Genomic DNA, 25,046 nt, shown 5'->3' with positions numbered 1-25,046 from the left:
CCACACACTCGGCAGATCAAATCTTGAAGCTATCGACCAGCTGCTTCAACCGATTGGCTTGTTGCGAGAGCGCATCGCAGTCCTTCAGGGTTTCGTTGAGATTGGTCACGCCCTGTTGGTTCAGCAGGTTTATCTGGTTGATGTCGACGTTGAGGGTTTCCACCACGGCAGTCTGTTCCTCGGTGGCCGCAGCGACGGACTGGTTCATGCCGTCGATCTCGACGATTCGCTGCGTAACGCTGACCAGGCGCTCGCCCGCCTGGTTGGCCACTTGAACGCTTTCTTCACTGGAGGTCTGACTGGCATTCATGGTGGTCACTGCCTCACGCGAACCCACTTGCAGCGAAGTGATCATTTTATGAATTTCTTCAGCCGACTCCTGGGTACGGTGAGCCAGGTTACGCACCTCATCAGCGACCACGGCAAATCCGCGTCCTGCTTCACCGGCACGAGCCGCTTCGATGGCCGCGTTCAATGCCAGCAGGTTGGTTTGCTGGGAAATACCTTTGATCACATCAAGGATGTGGCCGATGTTGTCAGTGCTGGCGTTCAGAGTTTCGATCTGGGTACAGGACAGGCTGATCTTTTGCGACAGCTCCGACATTGCCAGGATGGTTTGCTCAACTACTTTGCGCCCATCGTCGGCCTGCTCGCTGGCACCACTGGCGTGCTGTGAAGCGTCGGCGGCGTTACGTGCGATTTCCTGGGTAGCGGCGCCCAGCTCGTTAATGGCTGCGGCCACGCTGTTGGTGCGTGCGCTCTGCTCGTCAGAGCCGATGATCGAGGCATTGGACGACGCCATCACACGCTGGGACAAGTCATGCACCTGGCGTGTGGCTGAGGACACTTCGGAAATCGAGGCGTGAATACGCTCCACGAACCGGTTGAACGCACTGCCCACTTCTCCGAACTCGTCTTTGCTGGTGACCGCCAGGCGGCGGGTCAGGTCGCCCTCGCCTTGGGCAATGTCCTGCATGGCAATACCCATGGTGGTCAGGGGCCGCAGCAGCACTTGGATCAGCAAGCTCAAGAGCACGGCAATCGCGACGACGGCGATCAGCATGGCAATCAATGCGGACGTACGGAATTTACCCAGCGGTGCGTAGGCTTTGTCTTTATCAATCGACAGACCGATATACCAATCAGCACCAGGCAAGCCACTGATAGGCGTGAACGACAGGATGCGATCCTGGCCTTTGAGGACGACCTCCTGGTTAAGTTTCTCGATGCGCAGGCTGATGCCAGGATAGATATCCTTGAGGTTTTTCATCACTTGGTCTTCGTCAGGGCTGACGATGACTTGGCCGTCACCGCTGACCAGGAACGCATGGCCGATACCGCCGAAATCCACCGAGTTGATGATCTTCACCAGGGTTTGCAGGCTCAGGTCTCCGCCGACCACGCCGAGCAACTCGCCATTCTTTTTCACCGGCATGGCGATCGTTACGATCTGCCCTCCCACTGCGGCCATATAGGGCGGCGTGAGCATGGGTTTATCGGCAGCCACAGCTTGTTTGTACCAAGGACGCTGACGAGGGTCGTAACCGTCAGGCATCTTTGCGTCCGGGCGCTGGGTGAACACCCCGTTAGTTTGGCCAACATAGGTGAACTGGAAGTTCGAAGTGAACGCTGGTTGATCGACCAACCCCGGGAGGTCAGCCCCACTGCCTTGGTGGGCAACGTTTTGCGTCAGGCTTTCGAGCACCAATATTCGACCGCTGAGCCAGTTCTGCACGCTGCTGGCGGTGAGCTCACCAGACTGCTGAATAGACGACTCCAGGTTCTGCTTGATGGTGCTGCGCTGCAGATAGTCGTTGTAAAGGGTAAATAACGCGAAGGCCAGAACCACAACGCCTGACGCGGCCAACAAAATTTTATGACTGAATTTGAGATTCATTTCATCGACTTCTTTTTGCCAAAGGGGGGTGAGCGGGCCGAATGGAGCATTCCATGTAACGGTGTCGGCAGCTTCTCAGGCCGCTCTATTTCGGTGCACACATGGCTTATCAGGCTTTCGGCCACGTCGAAGCAAAACTTAGGGGTTTGTGGGAAAGATCTTCTTTTTAAGTAGGAAACCGACCAGTGGTTGTCGTACAAGGACCAGAGTTGCAAATTTTTTCCGCCTATCAAACAATGCGACTAATTATCATTTGTGACGTCTGGCCGAGCTCGTTTACATGCCGCCCTCTGAGTACATCTCGTGTGAAGAAAACGTTGTGCAGGCGCTTTACTGCACCCACCACAACTGGCTGAACACTTGGCTGCGCAGCCGCCTGGGTAATGCAGCCGATGCTGCAGACCTGGCTCAAGACACCTTCGTACGCCTATTGCAGAGAACCGAGCGTTTTGAACTCAAGGCGCCACGGGCATTTTTGCGCACAATTGCCCGAGGTTTGGTCATTGATCACTGGCGCCGCGAGGAGATCGAACGGGCCTATCTCGAATCAATCGCCCATCTGCCCGAAGCGTTGGCGCCGAGTGCTGAGGCGCGAGTATCGGTGCTGGAGTTGCTGGAGGACATCGCCCGGCTTTTGGAAGGCTTGAAACCCAAGGTGCGTAAGGCATTTCTGATGGCCCAGTGTGATGGGCTAACGTACAAACTGATCGCGCAGCAGATGGGTATCTCACTGAGGTCAGTTGAGCGTTATGTCGCCGAGGCGCTTTATCACTGCTACGTCCTGCGTTATGGCACCCATGGATAACTCCACACGCTGCGGTCCAGATCCTAGGGTGGTCAAGCAGGCTATCAGTTGGATGCTGCGCTTGCGTAACAACAGCGCCAACACTCAGTTGCTCGTGCAATGTGAGCACTGGCGCGAAGCTCATCATGATCATGAACTGGCTTGGCAACGGGTTCAGGCGCTGCAGCAGGAGCTGAATAGCCAGCTGACCGCGATCCCCGAGACGCACAGGGCACTGGAAAACAGTGCTCAGGGCCTTGGGCGGCGGCAGGCACTGAAGCTATTGTCCGGAGCACTGTTGGTGGGTTCGGCGGTATGGGTAAGCCGGGATCTGAGCGGTTGGCAGCGCTGGACTTCTGACTTCGCAACAGCCACCGGCGAGCGCCGCAGCATGCAACTGCCCGAGGGCACTCGCCTGCAACTCAACACAGACAGTGCGGTAGACCTGGATTTCAAAGCGCTGCAGCATCTGATCACATTGGTGCGTGGGGAAATCCTGGTGACCTGCGGCGCTGCTTTGTCTGCCCCCTTGTTGGTTCAAACGCGCCATGGCTTGCTCGAAGGCATCGAAGGGCGCTTTACCGTTCGCCAGGACAACGACTGCACACGCTTGAATGTGGTCAGCGGTAATGTAGTGATTCACTCACCTCACAGACCTGATGGACTTTCGACGCGCGTTCGCGCGGGAGAGAGTTACCTCCTGCGTCAGACCGAAGCCATGCTTGTTCCTCCACCGGATATGGACGTTGCTGCGTGGGCGGATGGGCTGATTGTGACTCGAAATATGCGACTCGCCGATTTCCTTTCAGAAGTTGGGCGTTATCGCCCTGGCCATTTGGGCTGCTCGATGGATATTGCAGATTTACGGCTATCGGGTGTGTTCCGTCTGGAGGACACCGATAAGTTGCTGGCGATACTTGCGCGCACACTGCCGGTACACGTGCGCTATCGCACGCCTTGGTGGGTGAGCCTGGAGCGGAGGGTCTGATTTTTTACTTTTTTTGGCGGCTTTTTTCCCAGAGTCCGGCTTAGTCAGTAAGCCAATCAATCTGCCCTTACCGGCCTCTACGGATCTTGATCATGCCTGTGTGTTTTCACCGCAATACTTGCGACTCTTCCTACCCCCTATTGGGTCAAGCCATACGCGCAGCATTGCTATCGACGGCGCTGGGTATCAGTACGGTGCCGATCACTGTCTTGGCCGCAGAAGGCAGCGCAGAGCTGGTTAATCAACACTACGAGATACCTGCAGGACCGCTGAGCGAGGTGCTCAATGAGTTCTCTCGACGGGCTGGCATTACTCTGTCCAGCACGCCTGCACAAACTCAGGGCCGGCAGTCGGTGGGGCTAAAAGGTGACTACTCTGCCGAGCAGGGTTTTACTCGTCTGCTAGAAGGCACAGGGTTGCAGGCAGTATCCGGAGACGGTGTCAGCTTTGTCTTGCAGGTGCTGCCGGAAAGCAACGCGCTGACTCTACCGACCACCGACATCAAGGGTTTCGCCTTGGGCAATGCCCTTGGGAGCATGGAAGGCTACAACGCGACTCACAGCCAGATCGCTACCAAGACTAGCACCGCCCTACTGGAGACCTCGCAATCGGTTTCGGTAGTGACGCGTGAGCAAATGGATGACCAAGGCTCCCAGACAGTTTCCCAAGCCATGCGTTACACACCAGGCGTGCTGACCAACCCTTATGGCGCAACGCATCGGTATGACTACGTGGCGATGCGCGGTTTCAATGATGGCTCGGTGGATAACATTTACCTTGATGGTTTGAAGTCCATGGGGGACAGCGGCACCTATAGCACGATGCAAGTTGATCCGTATTTCCTGGAGCGCGTGGACATTCTCAAGGGGCCTTCCTCGGTACTGTATGGGCGCAGCTCGCCCGGCGGCCTAGTGGCGCTGACCAGCAAGAAGCCGCTGTTCGAGCCTTATCACCAGGTTCAAGCGACAGTGGGAAGCAACGGGCAACGGGGGATGGGATTTGACTTCAGCGGCCCAGTGGATGAAGACAAGCGCATCGCCTATCGACTGACAGGGCTGGCGGATAAATCCGACACCCAATTCGACTACGCCAAGGAGAAGCGCTACGCATTGGCGCCAACTCTGAGCATCGACTTTACCGACGATACTTCACTGACGTTACAGGCCTATCTTCAGCATGATCCTGATGGCGGCTATCACAGCGGGATGCCAGCGGAAGGCACACTGCATCAGCGCAATGGGCAGCGAATCTCCAACCACTTCTTTGAAGGTGAGCCCGGAGTTGACGGCTACAAGCGAGACCAGCAGTCGTTCGGCTATCAGTTCGAGCATCGCTTCAATGATGTGTTAACCGCACGACAGAACTTTCGCTACCTGGATTCCAAGGTGCAATTGGATCAGGTGTACGCCTATGGCTGGACCACTCCGACCAGTAATGAGCTGAATCGCTATTACTCGGGCGGTGATGAGAAGCTGCATGCATTCATCATCGACAACATGTTGCAGGCTGAATTTTTTACTGGGGCGACCAAGCACACCACGCTGTTGGGTGCGGACTATCAACGGCGTAAAACAGTGGTGGATTGGACGAGTGGGTCGCTTGAACCAATCAATGCGTTTAACCCCACCTACGGCAACTCCGCTATCAGCTATTACAGCCCTACCAGCTATCTACGACGGTTAGAGCAGACTGGGGTTTATCTGCAAGACCTGATCGAAATGGATAAATGGCGGTTTTCATTGGGGTTGCGTCAGGACTGGGTACAGACCTCTGACGAAAACCGCGTTGCAGAGACGAATCGGCCAGCGGGTACTGAGATTAGTGATAAGCGCACTAAACTTACTGGACGCGCAGGTGCGTTGTACCTGTTTGATAGTGGCCTGGCACCCTATGTCAGCTACTCCGAGTCGTTCAATCCCAACTCCTATTCCGACAGTGCAGGCACTCCGCTGGCACCTACCGATGGGACACAGTGGGAAGTGGGGTTGAAGTATCAGCCGCCAGGCACCGAAAACTTGTTCACGGCATCGTGGTTTCGCATCGATCAGGAAAATCTGGCAACCAAGCTACCGCAGGAAAACTTCTATCGTGGTGTCGGCGCTGTGCGCTCGCAGGGGCTGGAATTGGAGGCGCACATGCAGCTAACCGATAACCTCAAGCTCTTGGGCAGCTATACCTTTACCGATATCGAGTACTCCAAGTCGATGGTGAGTACCTTGAGCACTGCTGACAATCTGATTGAGAACAAGGGTAACTCGCCGACGCAGGCACCTCGTCATATGGCGTCGATCTGGGCTGACTATAAGTTTGAGATTGGCGCACTGGATGGGTTGAGGCTTGGAGGTGGCGTGCGGTATGTAGGTTATAGCTGGGCAGATGCGGAGAATACGATGAAGGTGCCTTCCTATACGCTGTACGACGCGTCGGTAGGATATGACTTAGGTAAGGTCGGTTTGAAGGGCGTGGATGTGCGGCTTAATGCGAACAATTTGACCAATGAAACTTATGTAGCGTCCTGTGCCAGTCTGAACTTCTGCTATCTAGGAGAGAAACGTAACTTGAGCGCGACCGTCAGTTACCAGTTCTGATCCGTTAGTGGGGACCACACCCACCAGCGGCTCTAAACGACAAAACCCCTGTCTGTTTAACAGACAGGGGTTTCGGAATTTAATCTTGACGATGACCTACTCTCACATGGGGAAACCCCACACTACCATCGGCGATGCATCGTTTCACTGCTGAGTTCGGGATGGGATCAGGTGGTTCCAATGCTCTATGGTCGTCAAGAAATTCTGTGTATCGGACCGTTGCGTTAGCATCGCTCCGATGAAATTCATGAGTTTCTACATAAAACAAAACCCCATCTGCTTTCGCAAATGGGGTTTCGGAATTTAATCTTGACGATGACCTACTCTCACATGGGGAAACCCCACACTACCATCGGCGATGCATCGTTTCACTACTGAGTTCGGGATGGGATCAGGTGGTTCCAATGCTCTATGGTCGTCAAGAAATTCGGGTACTGACTCGTGACCTGTTGGCCTCGCTTCAGCAAATTGGGTATGTGATAGCTTTCGGTGTTTTGTGAGCGTCGAACTTTCGGTTCATCTCGTCTTCACACACCGCAATCTGGCCTTTCGACGCAAATTGCTTGGGTGTTATATGGTCAAGCCTCACGGGCAATTAGTATTGGTTAGCTCAACGCCTCACAGCGCTTACACACCCAACCTATCAACGTCGTAGTCTTCGACGGCCCTTCAGGGAACTCAAGGTTCCAGTGAGATCTCATCTTGAGGCTAGTTTCCCGCTTAGATGCTTTCAGCGGTTATCTATTCCGAACATAGCTACCCGGCAATGCCACTGGCGTGACAACCGGAACACCAGAGGTTCGTCCACTCCGGTCCTCTCGTACTAGGAGCAGCCCCTCTCAAATCTCAAACGTCCACGGCAGATAGGGACCGAACTGTCTCACGACGTTCTAAACCCAGCTCGCGTACCACTTTAAATGGCGAACAGCCATACCCTTGGGACCGGCTTCAGCCCCAGGATGTGATGAGCCGACATCGAGGTGCCAAACACCGCCGTCGATATGAACTCTTGGGCGGTATCAGCCTGTTATCCCCGGAGTACCTTTTATCCGTTGAGCGATGGCCCTTCCATACAGAACCACCGGATCACTAAGACCTACTTTCGTACCTGCTCGACGTGTCTGTCTCGCAGTCAAGCGCGCTTTTGCCTTTATACTCTACGACCGATTTCCGACCGGTCTGAGCGCACCTTCGTACTCCTCCGTTACTCTTTAGGAGGAGACCGCCCCAGTCAAACTACCCACCATACACTGTCCTCGATCCGGATAACGGACCTGAGTTAGAACCTCAAAGTTGCCAGGGTGGTATTTCAAGGTTGGCTCCACGCAGACTGGCGTCCACGCTTCAAAGCCTCCCACCTATCCTACACAAGCAAATTCAAAGTCCAGTGCAAAGCTATAGTAAAGGTTCACGGGGTCTTTCCGTCTAGCCGCGGATACACTGCATCTTCACAGCGATTTCAATTTCACTGAGTCTCGGGTGGAGACAGCGCCGCCATCGTTACGCCATTCGTGCAGGTCGGAACTTACCCGACAAGGAATTTCGCTACCTTAGGACCGTTATAGTTACGGCCGCCGTTTACCGGGGCTTCGATCAAGAGCTTCGCGTTAGCTAACCCCATCAATTAACCTTCCGGCACCGGGCAGGCGTCACACCCTATACGTCCACTTTCGTGTTTGCAGAGTGCTGTGTTTTTAATAAACAGTCGCAGCGGCCTGGTATCTTCGACCGGCATGGGCTTACGGAGCAAGTCCTTCACCCTCACCGGCGCACCTTCTCCCGAAGTTACGGTGCCATTTTGCCTAGTTCCTTCACCCGAGTTCTCTCAAGCGCCTTGGTATTCTCTACCCAACCACCTGTGTCGGTTTGGGGTACGGTTCCTGGTTACCTGAAGCTTAGAAGCTTTTCTTGGAAGCATGGCATCAACCACTTCGCTAACTAAAAGTTAGCTCGTCATCAGCTCTCGGCCTTAAGATCCCGGATTTACCTAAGATCTCAGCCTACCACCTTAAACTTGGACAACCAACGCCAAGCTGGCCTAGCCTTCTCCGTCCCTCCATCGCAATAACCAGAAGTACAGGAATATTAACCTGTTTTCCATCGACTACGCTTTTCAGCCTCGCCTTAGGGACCGACTAACCCTGCGTCGATTAACGTTGCGCAGGAAACCTTGGTCTTTCGGCGTGGGTGTTTTTCACACCCATTGTCGTTACTCATGTCAGCATTCGCACTTCTGATACCTCCAGCAAGCTTCTCAACTCACCTTCACAGGCTTACAGAACGCTCCTCTACCGCATCACTTACGTGATACCCGTAGCTTCGGTGTATGGTTTGAGCCCCGTTACATCTTCCGCGCAGGCCGACTCGACTAGTGAGCTATTACGCTTTCTTTAAAGGGTGGCTGCTTCTAAGCCAACCTCCTAGCTGTCTAAGCCTTCCCACATCGTTTCCCACTTAACCATAACTTTGGGACCTTAGCTGACGGTCTGGGTTGTTTCCCTTTTCACGACGGACGTTAGCACCCGCCGTGTGTCTCCCATGCTCGGCACTTGTAGGTATTCGGAGTTTGCATCGGTTTGGTAAGTCGGGATGACCCCCTAGCCGAAACAGTGCTCTACCCCCTACAGTGATACATGAGGCGCTACCTAAATAGCTTTCGAGGAGAACCAGCTATCTCCGAGCTTGATTAGCCTTTCACTCCGATCCACAGGTCATCCGCTAACTTTTCAACGGTAGTCGGTTCGGTCCTCCAGTTAGTGTTACCCAACCTTCAACCTGCCCATGGATAGATCGCCCGGTTTCGGGTCTATTCCCAGCGACTAGACGCCCTATTAAGACTCGCTTTCGCTACGCCTCCCCTATTCGGTTAAGCTCGCCACTGAAAATAAGTCGCTGACCCATTATACAAAAGGTACGCAGTCACCCAACAAAGTGGGCTCCCACTGCTTGTACGCATACGGTTTCAGGATCTATTTCACTCCCCTCTCCGGGGTTCTTTTCGCCTTTCCCTCACGGTACTAGTTCACTATCGGTCAGTCAGTAGTATTTAGCCTTGGAGGATGGTCCCCCCATATTCAGACAAAGTTTCTCGTGCTCCGTCCTACTCGATTTCATGACTAAGAGATTTTCGCGTACAGGGCTATCACCCACTATGGCCGCACTTTCCAGAGCGTTCCGCTAATCTCAAAGCCACTTAAGGGCTAGTCCCCGTTCGCTCGCCACTACTAAGGGAATCTCGGTTGATTTCTTTTCCTCAGGGTACTTAGATGTTTCAGTTCCCCTGGTTCGCCTCTTACGCCTATGTATTCAGCGTAAGATAACCATCTTATGATGGCTGGGTTCCCCCATTCAGACATCTCCGGATCAAAGTCTGTTTGCCGACTCCCCGAAGCTTTTCGCAGGCTACCACGTCTTTCATCGCCTCTGACTGCCAAGGCATCCACCGTATGCGCTTCTTCACTTGACCATATAACCCCAAGCAATCTGGTTATACTGTGAAGACAACATTCGCCGAAAATTCGAATTTCTCAATTAAGAGAACTCACAAATTTTACCTTAGCCTGATCCGTTACCAGTGAAAGTAACGTTCAGTCTATCTTTCTATCACATACCCAAATTTTTAAAGAACGATCTAATCAAAGACTAGAAATCAACATTCACCATCATCACAATGGAATGCTCATTTCTAAGCTTTCAACAAACAGAAGCAGTAGTGGTGGAGCCAAACGGGATCGAACCGTTGACCTCCTGCGTGCAAGGCAGGCGCTCTCCCAGCTGAGCTATGGCCCCGTATTTCTACAGGCGTTTCCCACACAAAATTGGTGGGTCTGGGCAGATTCGAACTGCCGACCTCACCCTTATCAGGGGTGCGCTCTAACCAACTGAGCTACAGACCCAATTTCGGGCTGCTTCTTTATCGTCTTCTTCAATGAATCAAGCAATTCGTGTGGGAACTTATGGAGCAGCTGATGTCGTCGATTAAGGAGGTGATCCAGCCGCAGGTTCCCCTACGGCTACCTTGTTACGACTTCACCCCAGTCATGAATCACACCGTGGTAACCGTCCTCCCGAAGGTTAGACTAGCTACTTCTGGTGCAACCCACTCCCATGGTGTGACGGGCGGTGTGTACAAGGCCCGGGAACGTATTCACCGCGACATTCTGATTCGCGATTACTAGCGATTCCGACTTCACGCAGTCGAGTTGCAGACTGCGATCCGGACTACGATCGGTTTTATGGGATTAGCTCCACCTCGCGGCTTGGCAACCCTCTGTACCGACCATTGTAGCACGTGTGTAGCCCAGGCCGTAAGGGCCATGATGACTTGACGTCATCCCCACCTTCCTCCGGTTTGTCACCGGCAGTCTCCTTAGAGTGCCCACCATTACGTGCTGGTAACTAAGGACAAGGGTTGCGCTCGTTACGGGACTTAACCCAACATCTCACGACACGAGCTGACGACAGCCATGCAGCACCTGTCTCAATGTTCCCGAAGGCACCAATCTATCTCTAGAAAGTTCATTGGATGTCAAGGCCTGGTAAGGTTCTTCGCGTTGCTTCGAATTAAACCACATGCTCCACCGCTTGTGCGGGCCCCCGTCAATTCATTTGAGTTTTAACCTTGCGGCCGTACTCCCCAGGCGGTCAACTTAATGCGTTAGCTGCGCCACTAAGAGCTCAAGGCTCCCAACGGCTAGTTGACATCGTTTACGGCGTGGACTACCAGGGTATCTAATCCTGTTTGCTCCCCACGCTTTCGCACCTCAGTGTCAGTATCAGTCCAGGTGGTCGCCTTCGCCACTGGTGTTCCTTCCTATATCTACGCATTTCACCGCTACACAGGAAATTCCACCACCCTCTACCATACTCTAGTCAGTCAGTTTTGAATGCAGTTCCCAGGTTGAGCCCGGGGATTTCACATCCAACTTAACAAACCACCTACGCGCGCTTTACGCCCAGTAATTCCGATTAACGCTTGCACCCTCTGTATTACCGCGGCTGCTGGCACAGAGTTAGCCGGTGCTTATTCTGTCGGTAACGTCAAAACAATCACGTATTAGGTAACTGCCCTTCCTCCCAACTTAAAGTGCTTTACAATCCGAAGACCTTCTTCACACACGCGGCATGGCTGGATCAGGCTTTCGCCCATTGTCCAATATTCCCCACTGCTGCCTCCCGTAGGAGTCTGGACCGTGTCTCAGTTCCAGTGTGACTGATCATCCTCTCAGACCAGTTACGGATCGTCGCCTTGGTGAGCCATTACCCCACCAACTAGCTAATCCGACCTAGGCTCATCTGATAGCGCAAGGCCCGAAGGTCCCCTGCTTTCTCCCGTAGGACGTATGCGGTATTAGCGTCCGTTTCCGAACGTTATCCCCCACTACCAGGCAGATTCCTAGGCATTACTCACCCGTCCGCCGCTCTCAAGAGAAGCAAGCTTCTCTCTACCGCTCGACTTGCATGTGTTAGGCCTGCCGCCAGCGTTCAATCTGAGCCATGATCAAACTCTTCAGTTCAAACATCTTTGGGTTTTTAAGAAACCCTAAACTTGGCTCAGCAATCGTTGGTTACATCTTTGATTTCTCGCGGAGTAACTTGTGATGCTGATAATCTTGTTGACTATCAGTCTGACTCCACAAGCACCCACACGAATTGCTTGATTCAGTTGTTAAAGAGCGGTTGGTTAAGATCTTTCGTCTCAACCGAGGCGCGCATTCTACAGCAGCCTCATTTGCTGTCAAGTGATTATTTTCAGAAGCTTTCGAAGATTTCTTCAACAACTTCAACCACTTGCGCTTCAGATCTCTCATCAGCGGGAGGCGAATTCTACAGCGTTACACGCTGCTGTCAACACCTCTTTTTCAACTTCCTTTTGGCTTCGATGAACTGAAGCAACCTGCTGCCGAAAACTGCGTAACTCATTGTTTACCAAGGAGTTTTCCGTTTCGACTGCGCCGGAAGTGGGGCGAATTATAGGCTCCCAGAATCTGGCGTCAACCTTTAATTTCTTATCCCTATCAATTAGTTAGGCCTGATCAAAAAACCACCAATCCAATGCCTCCTATATAGAAGAAGGGCATCTAGATAACACCCGCCTCCCTTAAAGAAGCCACATGCTCAGACTTCAGTCCCAACACACCCTGCAGCACCTGAGCGGTATGCTCGCCCAATAGAGGAGGCGCACTGCGATACTCCACAGGCGTCTTGGATAAACGAATTGGGCTGGCAACCTGAGGCACCAGCCCCGCTAATACATGCGGCATTTGCAGCGCCAACCCGCGCGCCTTTACCTGGGGATCATCAAACACCTGCGCCAAATCATTGATCGGCCCGCAAGGCACACCCACACGCTCCAACTGTGACACCCACTCAGCCGTTGTCTTGAAAACCGTAGCCTGGCGAATCAGCGGAATCAGCTCAGCACGATTGGCCACCCGCACCTTATTAGTAGAAAACCGCGGATCATCTGCCCACTGCGGCTGCCCAGCCGCTTCGGCGAACTTGCGAAATTGCCCGTCATTACCAACCGTCAGAATGAAATCACCATCGGCTGTGGGGAAGTCCTGATAAGGCACGATATTAGGATGAGCGTTGCCCAGGCGCTTTGGCGACACGCCCGTGGTCAGGTAATTCATCGCCTGATTAGCCAGACAAGCCACCTGCACATCGAGCAATGCCATATCAATGTGCTGCCCTCCGCCGTCGTGATCTCGATGCGCCAGCGCAGCAAGGATTGCCACCGTGGAGTAGAGCCCCGTGAGTATGTCTGTCAGCGCCACTCCCACCTTCACCGGCCCAGCGCCTTCATCACCCTCCGGCCGACCGGTAAGACTCATCAGCCCGCCCAACCCCTGAATCATGAAGTCATAGCCCGCACGCCCCGCATATGGCCCCGTCTGGCCAAACCCAGTGATCGAGCAATAGATCAACTCCGGGTTGAGCGCCTTGAGCGACTCATAGTCCAGCCCATACGCCGCCAGCCCACCGACCTTGAAGTTCTCGATCAGGATGTCGGACTTAGCCGCCAGATCCCGCACCAGTTGCTGCCCCTCCGGCCGCGTAAAATCGATAGTCACCGACTCTTTATTCCGATTGGCTGACAGGTAGTACGCTGCCTCACCGGTGTTCTCGCCATGAGAATCCTTAAGAAAGGGCGGCCCCCAGGCGCGCGTATCGTCACCGTTACCGGGACGCTCGACCTTAATCACCTCGGCCCCCAGGTCCGCAAGGATCTGTCCGGACCAAGGGCCCGCCAAGACTCGCGACAAATCCAGTACCCGCAGATGCGACAGCGCGCCCATACCGCTCTCCTATTAATAGAACGCCTGAAGACCGGTCTGCGCGCGCCCCAGAATCAGGGCGTGCACGTCATGGGTACCTTCATAGGTGTTAACCACTTCAAGGTTCACCAGATGACGCGCCACCCCGAACTCGTCGGAAATACCATTGCCACCTAACATGTCCCGCGCCATACGCGCGATATCCAAAGACTTGCCGCACGAGTTGCGCTTCATGATCGACGTAATCTCAACCGCTGCCGTCCCCTCATCCTTCATTCGCCCCAGGCGTAAGCAACCTTGCAGTGCCAGGGTGATTTCGGTCTGCATATCCGCCAGCTTTTTTTGGATCAATTGAGTTGCGGCCAATGGACGACCGAACTGCTGACGATCCAGCGTGTACTGGCGAGCGGTATGCCAGCAAGACTCGGCAGCACCCAACGCGCCCCAGGAGATGCCATAGCGCGCCGAGTTGAGGCAGGTGAAAGGGCCTTTCAAGCCACGCACATCCGGGAAAATGTTCTCTTCCGGCACAAAGACGTTATCCATCACGATTTCACCGGTAATGGAGGCGCGCAGGCCGACCTTGCCGTGAATGGCCGGCGCACTCAGGCCTTTCCAGCCTTTCTCCAAGACAAAACCTCGGATATCGCCTGCGTCGTCCTTGCCCCACACTACAAATACGTCCGCAATCGGGCTGTTGGTGATCCACATCTTGGCGCCTGTAAGGCTGTAGCCACCATCCACCTTGCGAGCACGTGTGATCATCGCACCAGGGTCAGAGCCGTGGTCAGGCTCGGTCAAACCAAAACAGCCAATCCATTCTCCCGAGGCCAGTTTCGGCAAGTACTTCTGCTTTTGCGCTTCGGTACCGAACTCATTGATAGGCACCATCACCAGTGACGACTGCACACTCATCATCGAGCGGTAACCAGAGTCAACACGCTCAACTTCACGCGCAATCAACCCGTAGCTGACGTAGTTCAAGCCACTGCCGCCGTACTGCTCAGGGATCATCGCCCCCAGCAAACCGGTTTCACCCATTTCACGGAAAATCGCCGGATCGGTCTTTTCATGGCGGAAGGCTTCCAGCACACGAGGCGCCAGCTTGTCCTGGGCGAAGCGCTCGGCACTGTCACGCACCATGCGCTCCTCTTCAGTGAGCTGTTGATCCAGCAGCAGCGGGTCGATCCAGTTAAAGCTTGCCTTGCCAGCCATGAATAAGTCCTCGCACAGAAATTCAGAAGTCGTGGATGGAGCCTAGGCCGCGCTTGCAGGGAGAGCAAACGAGGTTTCTGCATAGGCTTGTGCTAATTTGTCACTTCGTAATACTCAGTAGTGGCGCAGGCGCGCTTTAGATGTGAGCACAAGGTACATGCGCAGAAAAATCCCCAGCACAACCGCCCTCGTCAGCTTTGAAGCGGCAGCCCGCCACGAGAGCTTTACCAAGGCCGCGCACGAGCTCTCCATTACCCAAGGCGCGATTTGTCGGCAGATCGCCAGCCTTGAGGAATTTTTGAGTGTCGAACTGTTTCGGCGCTCACGACGCGGGGTAAAGCTGACGGAGGCCGGGCTGTCCTACAGCCGCAGAGTGGCAACTCAGCTGGATGCCGTCGAGCGCGACACCCTATCAGTCATGGGCCAGCAAGGCGCAAACACTATAGAACTGGCCGTAGTGCCTACGTTCGGCACGCAATGGCTGATCCCTCGACTCAAGGACTTTCAACGCAAGCACCCCGAGGTGACGGTGAACCTGACCAACCGCACGCGCCCCTTTCTGTTCGCCGACACCGAGTTCGACGCGGCGATCTACTTCGGTGACGCTGATTGGTCCGGTACCGAATCCCACCGACTGATGGGAGAAAATCCCGCCCCTGTCTGCAGCCCGCGCCTTTTGGGGGAACGCAAGCGGTTCACCCCGCAGCAGATCGCGGAACTGCCGTTGCTGCAGCAGACCACACGCCCCTATGCCTGGCGCCAATGGTTCAACGCCCAGCAACTGAACGTCCCTCGCGACATGACAGGCCCGCGTTACGAGCTATTCTCGATGCTGTCCCAGGCAGCCATGCACGACATGGGTATTGCACTGATCCCTCCGTTCCTTATCCAGCGAGAGCTGGACGAGCGTCAATTGGTGATCGCAAGCCCTGAGGTGCTAAGGAGCTCAAAGGCTTATTATCTGATGATTCCTGACAGAAAAGTCGAATCAGCCTCGCTGCACGCGTTCCGGGATTGGCTTATTGACCAATCTCAGCGCTACAGTCCCAGTAATTAAAGGCCAAAGCGTCAATGCTGATTTTGTAGTCAGTTAATTTTAGATCCTACAGATATACGTATATGTCGCATTTTCGCAGACTGTACCTATCTATCAAAAATAGGGCTTAAGGCCATGATTTTCGCGGCTTACAGCGACTCCAACAGGCCAATGCCCGACTATTCACACCAATCATGGCAAAATACCCATCATTCAGCTGTAGCCCTTTAAATACTTGTATTTAAAGAGGTTATTTCAGCGCATTGCGACAATCAGTCACAGGGTGACTTGTAGTTAATTTTTCGTCACCCGTCATAATCCCTTGAAGGCCGTAAAGTTCGCCTGCAAAATGCCGCGCCCCGCTGTCATTTCAGTGGGATCGTGCTGATCGGCCGCCCCAGTTGCGCCACTCGCGGTGCACTGGCCTTTTTACAAAAAGATCAAAAGCAAAAAGATCATGCAGGAGATTTGACGTGCACATTGGTGTTCCTCTCGAAACCCAGACCGGTGAAACGCGGGTGGCTGCCACCCCGGAAACCATCAAGAAGCTGATCGGCCAGGGCCATAAGGTCACTGTACAAAGCGGGGCCGGTCTTAAAGCCAGCATCGTCGACAGCGCCTATGAAACAGCAGGCGCAACCATTGGCAGTGCCAACGATGCGTTCGGCGCCGAGCTGATCCTCAAGGTGGTGGCGCCCAGTGACAGCGAACTCACGCTGATCAAAAGCGGCACCGTGTTGGTGGGCATGCTCAATCCGTTCAGCAACGAAACCATTGCCAAGCTGGCCGGGCAGGGCATCACCGCCTTTGCCCTGGAGGCCGCGCCACGCACTTCGCGCGCGCAGAGCCTCGACGTGTTGTCCTCGCAAGCCAACATCGCCGGTTACAAGGCCGTGCTGCTCGCCGCTCATCACTACCCGCGATTCATGCCGATGCTGATGACCGCCGCAGGTACCGTCAAAGCCGCTCGCGTGCTGATTCTCGGCGCCGGTGTTGCTGGCCTGCAGGCCATCGCTACGGCGAAACGTCTGGGTGCAGTGATCGAAGCGTCTGACGTACGCCCGGCCGTGAAAGAGCAGATCGAATCCCTGGGCGCCAAGTTCGTCGACGTCCCCTACGAAACCGATGAAGAGCGCGAATGCGCCGTCGGTGTCGGGGGTTACGCACGCCCGATGCCGACCAGCTGGATGCAACGCCAGGCCCTGGCCGTGCACGAGCGCGCCAAGCAAGCCGATATCGTCATCACGACCGCACTGATTCCCGGCCGTAAAGCGCCGACATTGCTGAGCGCCGAAACCGTCGCACAGATGAAACCCGGCTCGGTGGTGATCGACCTCGCTGCAGCCCAAGGTGGCAACTGCCCGCTGACCGTGGCGGATGAAACCGTGGTGGAAAACGGCGTGATCATCTGCGGCCCGACCAACCTCGCCGGCGCTGTCGCCGCCGACGCGTCAGCCTTGTACGCGCGCAACCTGCTGGACTTCCTGAAGCTGGTCTTCAACAAGGAAGGGCAGTTTGAACTCAACCTCGAAGACGACATCGTCGCCGCGTGCCTGATGTGCCGCGACGGCCAAGTCATCCGCAAAAACGCCTAAGCAGGGATTCAGACGATGGAAGAGCTTATCTCCCCCGGTATCTACAACCTGATCATCTTTGCGCTGGCGATTTATGTCGGTTACCACGTGGTCTGGAACGTTACCCCCGCGCTGCACACGCCGTTGATGGCGGTGACCAATGCAATCTCGGCAATCGTGATTGTCGGCGCCATGCTGGCTGCCGCCCTCACTGTGACGCCATTGGGCAAGACTATGGGCACGCTCGCCGTGGCCCTCGCAGCCGTTAACGTGTTCGGCGGTTTCCTGGTGACTCGTAGGATGCTTGAGATGTTCAAGAAGAAAGCACCCAAAGCTGTGAAAGAAGAGGTGCAGAAGTAATGAGCATGAATCTGGTAACGACGCTCTACCTGATCGCGTCGATCTGTTTCATCCAGGCCCTCAAAGGCCTGTCGCACCCCACCACCTCGCGGCGCGGCAACCTGTTCGGCATGCTTGGCATGGGGCTGGCGGTGCTGACTACCGTGGGCCTCATCTATAAGCTCGGCGCTGAGCTTGCCACTGCAGGTATCGGCTACGTGATTGTCGGCCTGCTGGTCGGCGGCACTGCCGGTTCGATCATGGCCAAGCGCGTCGAGATGACCAAGATGCCGGAACTGGTCGCCTTCATGCACAGCATGATCGGCCTCGCCGCCGTCTTTATCGCCATCGCCGCCGTGGTTGAGCCGCAATCGTTGGGCATCGTCAAACACCTGGGCGACGCAATCCCCGCCGGCAACCGCCTGGAGCTGTTCCTCGGTGCGGCCATTGGTGCAATCACCTTCTCCGGCTCGGTGATCGCGTTCGGCAAACTGTCGGGCAAGTACAAGTTCCGCCTATTTCAGGGCGCACCTGTACAGTTCGGCGGCCAGCACAAGATCAACCTGGTGCTCGGCCTGCTCACACTGGGCCTGGGCCTGGCGTTTATGTTCACCGGCAACCTCACCGCCTTCGCGCTGATGCTGGCCCTGGCCTTTGTGCTGGGCGTGCTGATCATCATCCCGATCGGCGGCGCCGACATGCCGGTGGTGGTGTCGATGCTCAACAGCTACTCCGGCTGGGCAGCGGCGGGTATCGGCTTCTCGCTGAACAACTCGATGCTGATCATCGCCGGCTCGCTGGTGGGCTCCAGCGGCGCGATCCTGTCGTACATCATGTGCAAGGCGATGAACCGTTCCTTCTTTAATGTGTTGCTCGGCGGTTTCGGCAATGCGCCGGATGCCGGTGCTGCGGCAGGTTCCAAAGAAGCACGGCCGGTGAAGTCCGGCTCGGCCGACGACGCCACCTTCCTGCTGACCAACGCCGACACCGTGATCATCGTTCCAGGCTACGGCCTGGCCGTGGCACGCGCGCAACACGCGCTTAAGGAACTGACCGAAAAGCTGACCCATCGCGGCGTCACCGTGAAGTATGCGATCCACCCGGTGGCCGGCCGCATGCCGGGGCATATGAACGTCCTACTGGCCGAGGCAGAAGTGCCTTACGACCAGGTGTTCGAAATGGAAGACATCAACTCGGAATTCGGTCAGGCCGACGTGGTACTGGTGCTCGGCGCGAACGACGTGGTCAACCCGGCCGCGAAGAACGATCCGAACTCGCCAATTGCCGGCATGCCGATCCTCGAAGCGTTCAAGGCCAAGACCATCATCGTCAACAAGCGCTCAATGGCCAGCGGATATGCCGGTTTGGATAACGAGCTGTTCTACCTGGACAAGACCATGATGGTCTTTGGTGATGCCAAGAAGGTCATCGAAGATATGGTCAAGGCCGTCGAGTAACACCGCTTCAGCGCAATACTCGAAACCCCGGCCTGCGATAGGCTGGGGTTTTTTATTACTCATGAAACCCGACCAAAGGCTCTAAATCACTACTCGGCATTCGACCATGGTAGCGGGCCGAAACTTTTTGAAATCACTACACTGCCCACCTTGCTTCCGTAGCCTGAGATAACAATTCATGTACCGTGATCGTATCCGCTTGCCTTCGTTGTTGAACAAGGTCATGAGCGCGGCTGACGCCGCCGCATTGATCGAGGACGGCATGACCGTCGGCATGAGCGGCTTCACCCGAGCCGGTGAAGCCAAGGCCGTCCCACACGCCCTGGCCGAGCGCGCCAAGACGTCGCCGCTGAAAATCACCCTGATGACCGGCGCCAGCCTGGGTAATGACCTGGACAAACAACTGACTGAAGCAGGTGTACTGTCGCGACGCATGCCGTTCCAGGTCGACAGCACCCTGCGCAAGGCAATCAATGCTGGCGAAGTCATGTTTATCGACCAACATCTGTCGGAAACCGTCGAGCAGCTGCGCAACAACCAGCTCAAGCTGCCGGACATTGCTGTGATCGAGGCCGTGGCGATCACCGAGCAAGGGCATATTGTGCCCACTACCTCCGTAGGTAATTCGGCCAGCTTCGCGATTTTCGCCAAGCAGGTGATCATCGAGATCAACCTGGCGCACAACCCGAACCTGGAAGGGTTGCACGACATCTATATCCCGACCTACCGGCCGACTCGCACGCCGATCCCCCTGGTGAAGGTCGATGACCGCATCGGCAGCACCGCGATTCCCATCCCGCCGGAAAAGATTGTCGCCATTGTCATCACCAACCAAGCGGACTCGGCTTCTACGGTTACGCCTCCCGACAGCGACACTCAAGGGATCGCCAATCACTTGATCCACTTCCTCAAGCAGGAAGTGGAGGCCGGACGCATGACCAACAAGCTCGGCCCGCTGCAGGCCGGTATCGGGAACATCGCGAACGCGGTGATGTGCGGCTTGATTGATTCACCGTTCGAAGACCTGACCATGTATTCCGAAGTGCTGCAGGACTCGACCTTCGACCTGATCGACGCCGGCAAGCTGAGCTTTGCCTCGGGCAGCTCGATCACGCTGTCGGAGCGGCGCAATGCCGACGTGTTCGGCAACCTGGAGCACTACAAGGACAAGCTGGTGCTGCGCCCACAGGAAATCTCCAACCACCCCGAAGTGGTGCGTCGACTGGGCATTATCGGGATCAACACTGCGCTGGAGTTCGACATCTACGGCAACGTCAACTCCACCCACGTCTGCGGCACCCGCATGATGAACGGCATCGGCGGCTCAGGCGATTTTGCACGTAACGCGCATCTGGCGATCTTCGTTACCAAATCAATTGCAAAGGGCGGCGCAATTTCCAGCGTGGTGCCGATGGTCAGCCATGTGGACCATACCGAGCATGATGTCGACATCCTTGTGACCGAAATCGGCCTGGCTGACTTGCGTGGCCTGGCGCCACGGGAGCGCGCCCGCGTGATCATCGACAACTGTGTACACCCGGCGTACCGCGATGCGCTGAACAGTTACTTCACCGAAGCCTGTGCCATCGGCGGGCACACGCCCCACATCCTGCGCGAAGCACTGAGTTGGCACATCAACCTGGAAGAAACCGGGTATATGCTCAAGGCTTGATTGATACAGATCCGAGCTGATGCAAACACAGTTTCATCAGCTCGGCGGCATCCCCGCCGGTTCCTGCAAAAACTGTACTGCTGTACCGGTCTTTTTCAACAGATAAATTCCACATCAACCCTCGCAGATGGCTATTTCGCACCACTTAAGTGCAGACAGGTACAGTTGCCCCATTTCCGTACAGTACAGCACCCATAAACAGTTAACTGGCCCCTCACAATACAGGTGAACTGTATCTAGAGAGTCTTGCGCCGGAAGAGGATCATTGGCATCAGTTAAACCACTACCTAATCCCGCCATAAGCGGAAGGATGTCATCATGGAACGTACACTCAGTTCCGAACTGTTCTTCGAAGAGAAAGCTGTAAACACCCAGGCTTCCATGCCTCTGCGCGTTCTTGCCAACCTGATGTTGTGGCAGCGCCGTATCTCCAGCCGCCACCAACTGGCTCGTCTGGATTCGCGTCTGCTGGCTGACGCCGGTATCAGCGAAGCTCAACGCTACGAAGAGCTCAGCAAGCCGTTCTGGCGCTAATTTGCGCTCGCTGGCCCTGACCCACCGGGTCCACTGCCAGCACTGATTTGTTAAGACAAAGCCCGCCCCGGGAGACCGGAGGCGGGCTTTGTTGTATTCGTCGTATGGATTTACAGCGATGGATTCAGTCGAACCAGTACAGTTTTCAAAGCAACACCTATAATAGGTACAGTCAGTCAACTCACACAAAACCTACCCGAACTGACAAGCCCCGGCCTAATATCCAGTTTAAAGCCACCTTTACATTCATCTACAGGAGTCACCCCATGCCCCGTCTTCGCCTGCTTAGTGCCGCCGCCCTGTTGGTCCTGGCCGCCAACGCCAATGCCACCAGCTTCATCGTGACCACCGACTCCATCGTCGGCGCACTGAAGGCCACGTCCGACGCCACCTCCGATGCCACTTCGTCCCTGCGCGATAACAAGGTTGTGCGCGCCGCCCGTGACGACGCCGCCAGCTTTGTTGCCAGCGAAGGCGCCATCCGTGGTGTGAAGCTGGAAAGCGCCCTGGCACAGATCCGCCAACAAGCCCCACAACTGAACACCGCGACTGACGCACAGCTGGCCCAGGCCATCCTGGCTATTTAATCGCAACGAAAATCAGGGGAGCGCCAGCCGCTCCCGAATGCCTCGGCGCTGGCTCTCGCCCGGGCATTGCGCTAGCCTTGGCGCTCGCTTTCAGTTGTCGAGTCCCATGGCTTTTTCATACCGCCTGTTAATTGTCCCTGTCGTGTTTTTCGCCGGTTGGTCGCCAGTGGCTTCGGCCTTTGACCTGACCATCCAGAGCACCGTCGCGAGCGCGTATGCCACCAGCAAGGTGACCTCCGCACCGTTCGACCGCAAAGTAGTAGTGGCCGCCCAGGATGACGCTGCCGCGTTCATCGCCACTGACGGCCAATGGCGGGGGGCACGGCTGGAATCGGCATTGGATTACCTGCGCCGGACCCAACCAAAACTTCATGCGAGCGACCTTGAACTGGCGCAGGCAATTCTCGTCCAATAATCATCTTTGTATTTCCATCTTTGTATTCGGAGTTCTTCCATGCGTAGCCCGCTGATCGCCGCCACCCTAGGCTTGCTGTTGTTGGCCGACGTTGCACAGGCACAAACCCTGGTGGCCACAAGTAACATCATTGTTCGCGCCTCCGGCCGCACCATTGATTTCACTTCGGACACCACCACCTCTATCCGTGACTCCAAAGTCGTGCGCGAAGCCCACGATGACGCCGCCAGCTTCGTCGCCACCCACGGCGAAATCCGTGGCGCCCAGTTGGAAGCCGCCTTCGACACCCTGCGCACCCGCCTGCCGGAAGCCCGCGACGCCAGCGACCAGACCCTCGCCGAAGCCATCCTCGCTCTGTGAGGCGCCTCACTGCCTGGCTCCTGGCCGGGACTGTGCTGCTGTGTGCCAGCGCAGCCCAGGCCAGCCTGCAACTGCGGCTCAAGACAGATGGCTTGAGCCCAGCCGAACAGCAGGCCAGCCAGGCATTGCTCGATGAAGCGATGCGCTCACTGCCGCCGCGATTTATCGAGCAGTTGGACCGGCGCGTCGATGTGGGCTGGACCGACAAGATGCCCGAGAATGCCTATGGCCAGGCCTCGCTGGTGTCCGAGCTGGACCTCAACCGCAACCTGCTCGCCAGCCTGACCGATGGCAGCGCCGCCACCCAGAAAACCAATCGTCCTCATGGCACCGTGCGCCGGGAAATGCTTGCCACCGTGCTGCATGAACTGACCCATATCTATGACCGTGCACGCCTGTGGTCCAAGGACGAGCGCGCACTGATCCAGCGTTGCAGCCGCCAGAACAACATCACCGGCCTGATCGGCCTGCCCGATCAATGCCGTGGCCAGAATGAGCGCCGCTTCACCCTCAGCGATGACCCGCGCCTGCTGGACCTCGCCGGCTGGCCGCAGTACGTCGGTCGGCGTGGTGAGCGCGAGCAGCACAACCGCCAAATCGTACGCAGCCCGGACATCTACGAAACCACCAGCCCGCTGGAATTCGTCGCGGTCAACATGGAGTATTTCCTCCTCGACCCAAGCTACGCCTGCCGACGCCCGGCACTGTTCCGCTATTACCAGCAACACTTCGGCTGGGCGCCGCCTGAACAGGACGCCTGCGCCAAGGCCTACCCGTTCCTCAATGCCGGTAACGACTTCGCCAAGACACCGCTGGGCCATGTGGACCCGGAGCGCGTCTACGAGATCGACTACCTGCTCGCCGAAGCCAACCAGAACCTGGTCAGCCGCTGGGGCCACAGCATGTTGCGCCTGGTGATCTGCGCTCCGGGCCGCCCCCGTGGCCCGGATTGCCGGCTGGATCTTGACCAGCATCTGGTCTTGTCCTACCGCGCATTTGTCGGCGACGTACAACTGTCGAGCTGGGATGGGCTGGTGGGCAAGTACCCGTCACGGCTGTTCGTGCTGCCCTTGGCCCAAGTCATCGACGAATACACCAAGACCGAACTGCGCGGGCTGGCCTCCGTGCCATTGAAGCTCTCACGCCAAGAGATCAACGACACCGTCGAACACGCCGCAGAAATGCACTGGAGCTACGACGGCAGTTACTTCTTCCTGTCCAATAACTGCGCGGTCGAAAGCCTGAAGCTGTTACGCAGCGGCAGCGCCAACCCGCAATTGACCGGCCTTGACAACATCACCCCCAACGGCCTGCTGGAAGTGCTGCAAGCCCGGGGCCTGGCCGATACCAGCGTGCTGGACAACAAACGCGAAGCGCTGCGCCTGGGCTATCACTTCGACTCGTTCCGCGAGCGTTACCAGGCGATGTTCGACGTGCTGCGCAAACACCTGCCGATCAAACAAACCCAGGTTGAAGACTGGCTATCGTTGAGTGCCGCCGAACGCCGCCCATGGTTCGAGCAAGCCGATCTGCGCACCAGCGCCGCGTTGCTGCTGCTGGAACAAGCCAGCTTTCGCAAGCAATTGATGCTGGCCCAGGATGAGGTCAAACAACGCTACCTCGGGGCCCGCGAGCTGAAAAACGGCGGCATGGAAAAAGCCAACGCCACACTGCAACAGATCCTCGCCAACAGTGGCTTCCTCAGCCGACCAGCCGAATTGCTGGGTAGCGGCGGTTACGGCCTGCCACAACCGTCGGAAGCCAAGCGTCTGGAATCGGAAAGCGCCGAACGCCAGAAACAACTGCAGTCGCTGACCGGCGAGCTGGATAAAGAGGTGAGGGCGCTGCTGGAGCCTTCCCGCGCCGCCGAGATCGCCGCGTGCGAGGCCAACCTCAAGCAGGTAGGTGAGCACCTGCGCAAACTGCACAAGGCAGCCGGCGGCCTTGAGCTGCCCTGAAGTAGCCGAGACAAACATGGGGCAAATGTGGGAGGGGGCTTGCCCCCGATAGCGGTGGATCAGCCAATGAAACTAGTGGCTGACACACTGCCATCGGGGGCAAGCCCCCTCCCACATTTGACCTATGCACGTCTGAAGACCGCGCGTCCGCCCGCCATAACTGTTTGGCCAACGAAAGCTGGCTGAAAGCTTTCACGTCTAGGATCGCTTTCACTGCCGGCAAAAGACCGGCTGTTTACAACAACAATGGTGATTCCCGATGTCCGCCCGTACCCGCCTGTTCGCCCCAACTCCCCCCGTACGCTTCGTGCCTTTCGTTCTGCGCTGAATCCACCCCGGTTCGCCATTCCCTAGCCGCGCTA

General features: G+C 56.2%; 16 protein-coding genes, 2 tRNA genes and 4 rRNA genes. 13 read left to right on the top strand and 9 right to left on the bottom strand.

From position 1 onward, the window contains the following. Positions 1 to 16: 16 nt before the first annotated feature. A complete protein-coding gene (locus AB3G88_RS00615) occupies positions 17 to 1,897 on the bottom strand; it encodes a methyl-accepting chemotaxis protein (protein WP_099584297.1) in 1,881 nt (626 codons plus the stop codon). Between the two features lie 280 nt (positions 1,898 to 2,177). Here AB3G88_RS00615 and AB3G88_RS00610 point away from each other — a divergent pair, with 280 nt between their 5' ends. From AB3G88_RS00610 to AB3G88_RS00600, 3 genes are all read left to right on the top strand, one after another. Further along, a complete protein-coding gene (locus AB3G88_RS00610) occupies positions 2,178 to 2,702 on the top strand; it encodes a sigma-70 family RNA polymerase sigma factor (protein WP_099584296.1) in 525 nt (174 codons plus the stop codon). Then, positions 2,686 to 3,669, top strand: coding sequence for a FecR domain-containing protein (locus AB3G88_RS00605; protein WP_158878578.1), 984 nt, complete (start codon positions 2,686 to 2,688; stop codon positions 3,667 to 3,669). The genes AB3G88_RS00610 and AB3G88_RS00605 overlap by 17 nt, the downstream gene beginning before the upstream one ends. Before the next feature lie 92 nt (positions 3,670 to 3,761). Continuing rightward, entirely contained in the window at positions 3,762 to 6,257 is a 2,496-nt protein-coding gene (locus AB3G88_RS00600) for a TonB-dependent siderophore receptor (protein WP_480452747.1), read from the top strand. Positions 6,258 to 6,340: 83 nt separating this feature from the next. Here AB3G88_RS00600 and rrf (AB3G88_RS00595) read toward each other — a convergent pair. The 8 genes from rrf (AB3G88_RS00595) to AB3G88_RS00560 form a co-directional block, all read right to left on the bottom strand. Continuing rightward, a 5S ribosomal RNA gene (rrf, locus tag AB3G88_RS00595) occupies positions 6,341 to 6,456 on the bottom strand. A 108-nt stretch (positions 6,457 to 6,564) separates the two neighbouring features. Beyond that, positions 6,565 to 6,680, bottom strand: a 5S ribosomal RNA gene (gene rrf, locus AB3G88_RS00590). Between the two features lie 151 nt (positions 6,681 to 6,831). Then, positions 6,832 to 9,723 (bottom strand): 23S ribosomal RNA (locus AB3G88_RS00585). 247 nt (positions 9,724 to 9,970) lie between these two features. Next, positions 9,971 to 10,046 (bottom strand) — tRNA-Ala (locus tag AB3G88_RS00580). 30 nt (positions 10,047 to 10,076) lie between these two features. Then, positions 10,077 to 10,153 (bottom strand) — tRNA-Ile (locus tag AB3G88_RS00575). An 83-nt stretch (positions 10,154 to 10,236) separates the two neighbouring features. After that, positions 10,237 to 11,773, bottom strand: a 16S ribosomal RNA gene (locus tag AB3G88_RS00570). Together the 16S, 23S and 5S rRNA genes with 2 tRNA genes alongside form the textbook arrangement of a ribosomal RNA operon. Positions 11,774 to 12,337: 564 nt before the next feature. Beyond that, positions 12,338 to 13,558 carry a CaiB/BaiF CoA transferase family protein gene (locus tag AB3G88_RS00565; protein ID WP_480452745.1) on the bottom strand — a complete coding sequence of 407 codons (1,221 nt, stop codon included), beginning with the start codon at positions 13,556 to 13,558 and terminating at the stop codon, positions 12,338 to 12,340. A 12-nt stretch (positions 13,559 to 13,570) separates the two neighbouring features. Then, on the bottom strand, positions 13,571 to 14,752 hold the full coding sequence (locus AB3G88_RS00560; protein WP_099586233.1) for an acyl-CoA dehydrogenase: 1,182 nt from the start codon (positions 14,750 to 14,752) through the stop codon (positions 13,571 to 13,573). Positions 14,753 to 14,909: 157 nt separating this feature from the next. Between AB3G88_RS00560 and AB3G88_RS00555 the strand changes: the two genes are divergently transcribed. The 10 genes from AB3G88_RS00555 to AB3G88_RS00510 all read left to right on the top strand — a co-directional run bounded on the left by AB3G88_RS00555 (position 14,910) and on the right by AB3G88_RS00510 (position 24,684). Beyond that, a complete protein-coding gene (locus AB3G88_RS00555; protein ID WP_112192874.1) occupies positions 14,910 to 15,809 on the top strand; it encodes a LysR family transcriptional regulator in 900 nt (299 codons plus the stop codon). Positions 15,810 to 16,261: 452 nt separating this feature from the next. Next, positions 16,262 to 17,383, top strand: a complete 1,122-nt coding sequence (locus AB3G88_RS00550) for a Re/Si-specific NAD(P)(+) transhydrogenase subunit alpha (protein ID WP_158879318.1) — start codon at positions 16,262 to 16,264, stop codon at positions 17,381 to 17,383. A 15-nt stretch (positions 17,384 to 17,398) separates the two neighbouring features. Next, entirely contained in the window at positions 17,399 to 17,722 is a 324-nt protein-coding gene (locus AB3G88_RS00545; protein WP_480452741.1) for an NAD(P) transhydrogenase subunit alpha part 2, read from the top strand. Continuing rightward, positions 17,722 to 19,158: an NAD(P)(+) transhydrogenase (Re/Si-specific) subunit beta gene (locus AB3G88_RS00540; protein WP_158879317.1), complete on the top strand. Its 1,437-nt coding sequence runs from the start codon at positions 17,722 to 17,724 to the stop codon at positions 19,156 to 19,158. Before AB3G88_RS00545 ends, AB3G88_RS00540 begins: the two co-directional genes overlap by 1 nt. Before the next feature lie 178 nt (positions 19,159 to 19,336). Next, complete coding sequence (locus AB3G88_RS00535) at positions 19,337 to 20,830, top strand: succinyl-CoA:acetate CoA-transferase ScpC (RefSeq protein ID WP_480452738.1); 1,494 nt, start codon at positions 19,337 to 19,339, stop codon at positions 20,828 to 20,830. A gap of 318 nt (positions 20,831 to 21,148) precedes the next feature. After that, the gene (locus AB3G88_RS00530) at positions 21,149 to 21,364 is read left to right on the top strand and encodes a DUF1127 domain-containing protein (RefSeq protein WP_032885015.1); all 216 of its coding nucleotides are present in this window, start codon (positions 21,149 to 21,151) and stop codon (positions 21,362 to 21,364) included. Between the two features lie 266 nt (positions 21,365 to 21,630). After that, positions 21,631 to 21,951 (top strand): DUF2388 domain-containing protein, encoded by a 321-nt coding sequence (locus tag AB3G88_RS00525; RefSeq protein WP_099586228.1) that lies wholly within the window; start codon positions 21,631 to 21,633, stop codon positions 21,949 to 21,951. A gap of 106 nt (positions 21,952 to 22,057) precedes the next feature. Further along, positions 22,058 to 22,366 (top strand): DUF2388 domain-containing protein, encoded by a 309-nt coding sequence (locus AB3G88_RS00520; protein WP_099586227.1) that lies wholly within the window; start codon positions 22,058 to 22,060, stop codon positions 22,364 to 22,366. A gap of 39 nt (positions 22,367 to 22,405) precedes the next feature. Next, a complete protein-coding gene (locus AB3G88_RS00515) occupies positions 22,406 to 22,726 on the top strand; it encodes a DUF2388 domain-containing protein (protein WP_099586226.1) in 321 nt (106 codons plus the stop codon). Next, the gene (locus tag AB3G88_RS00510; protein ID WP_480452735.1) at positions 22,723 to 24,684 is read left to right on the top strand and encodes a DUF7844 domain-containing protein; all 1,962 of its coding nucleotides are present in this window, start codon (positions 22,723 to 22,725) and stop codon (positions 24,682 to 24,684) included. Before AB3G88_RS00515 ends, AB3G88_RS00510 begins: the two co-directional genes overlap by 4 nt. The last annotated feature ends 362 nt before the right edge of the window (positions 24,685 to 25,046 follow it).

The sequence above is a fragment of the Pseudomonas arvensis genome (assembly GCF_056688935.1).
Note: the sequence above shows the minus strand (reverse complement) of the source record. Positions and strands in the feature narration are given on the sequence as shown.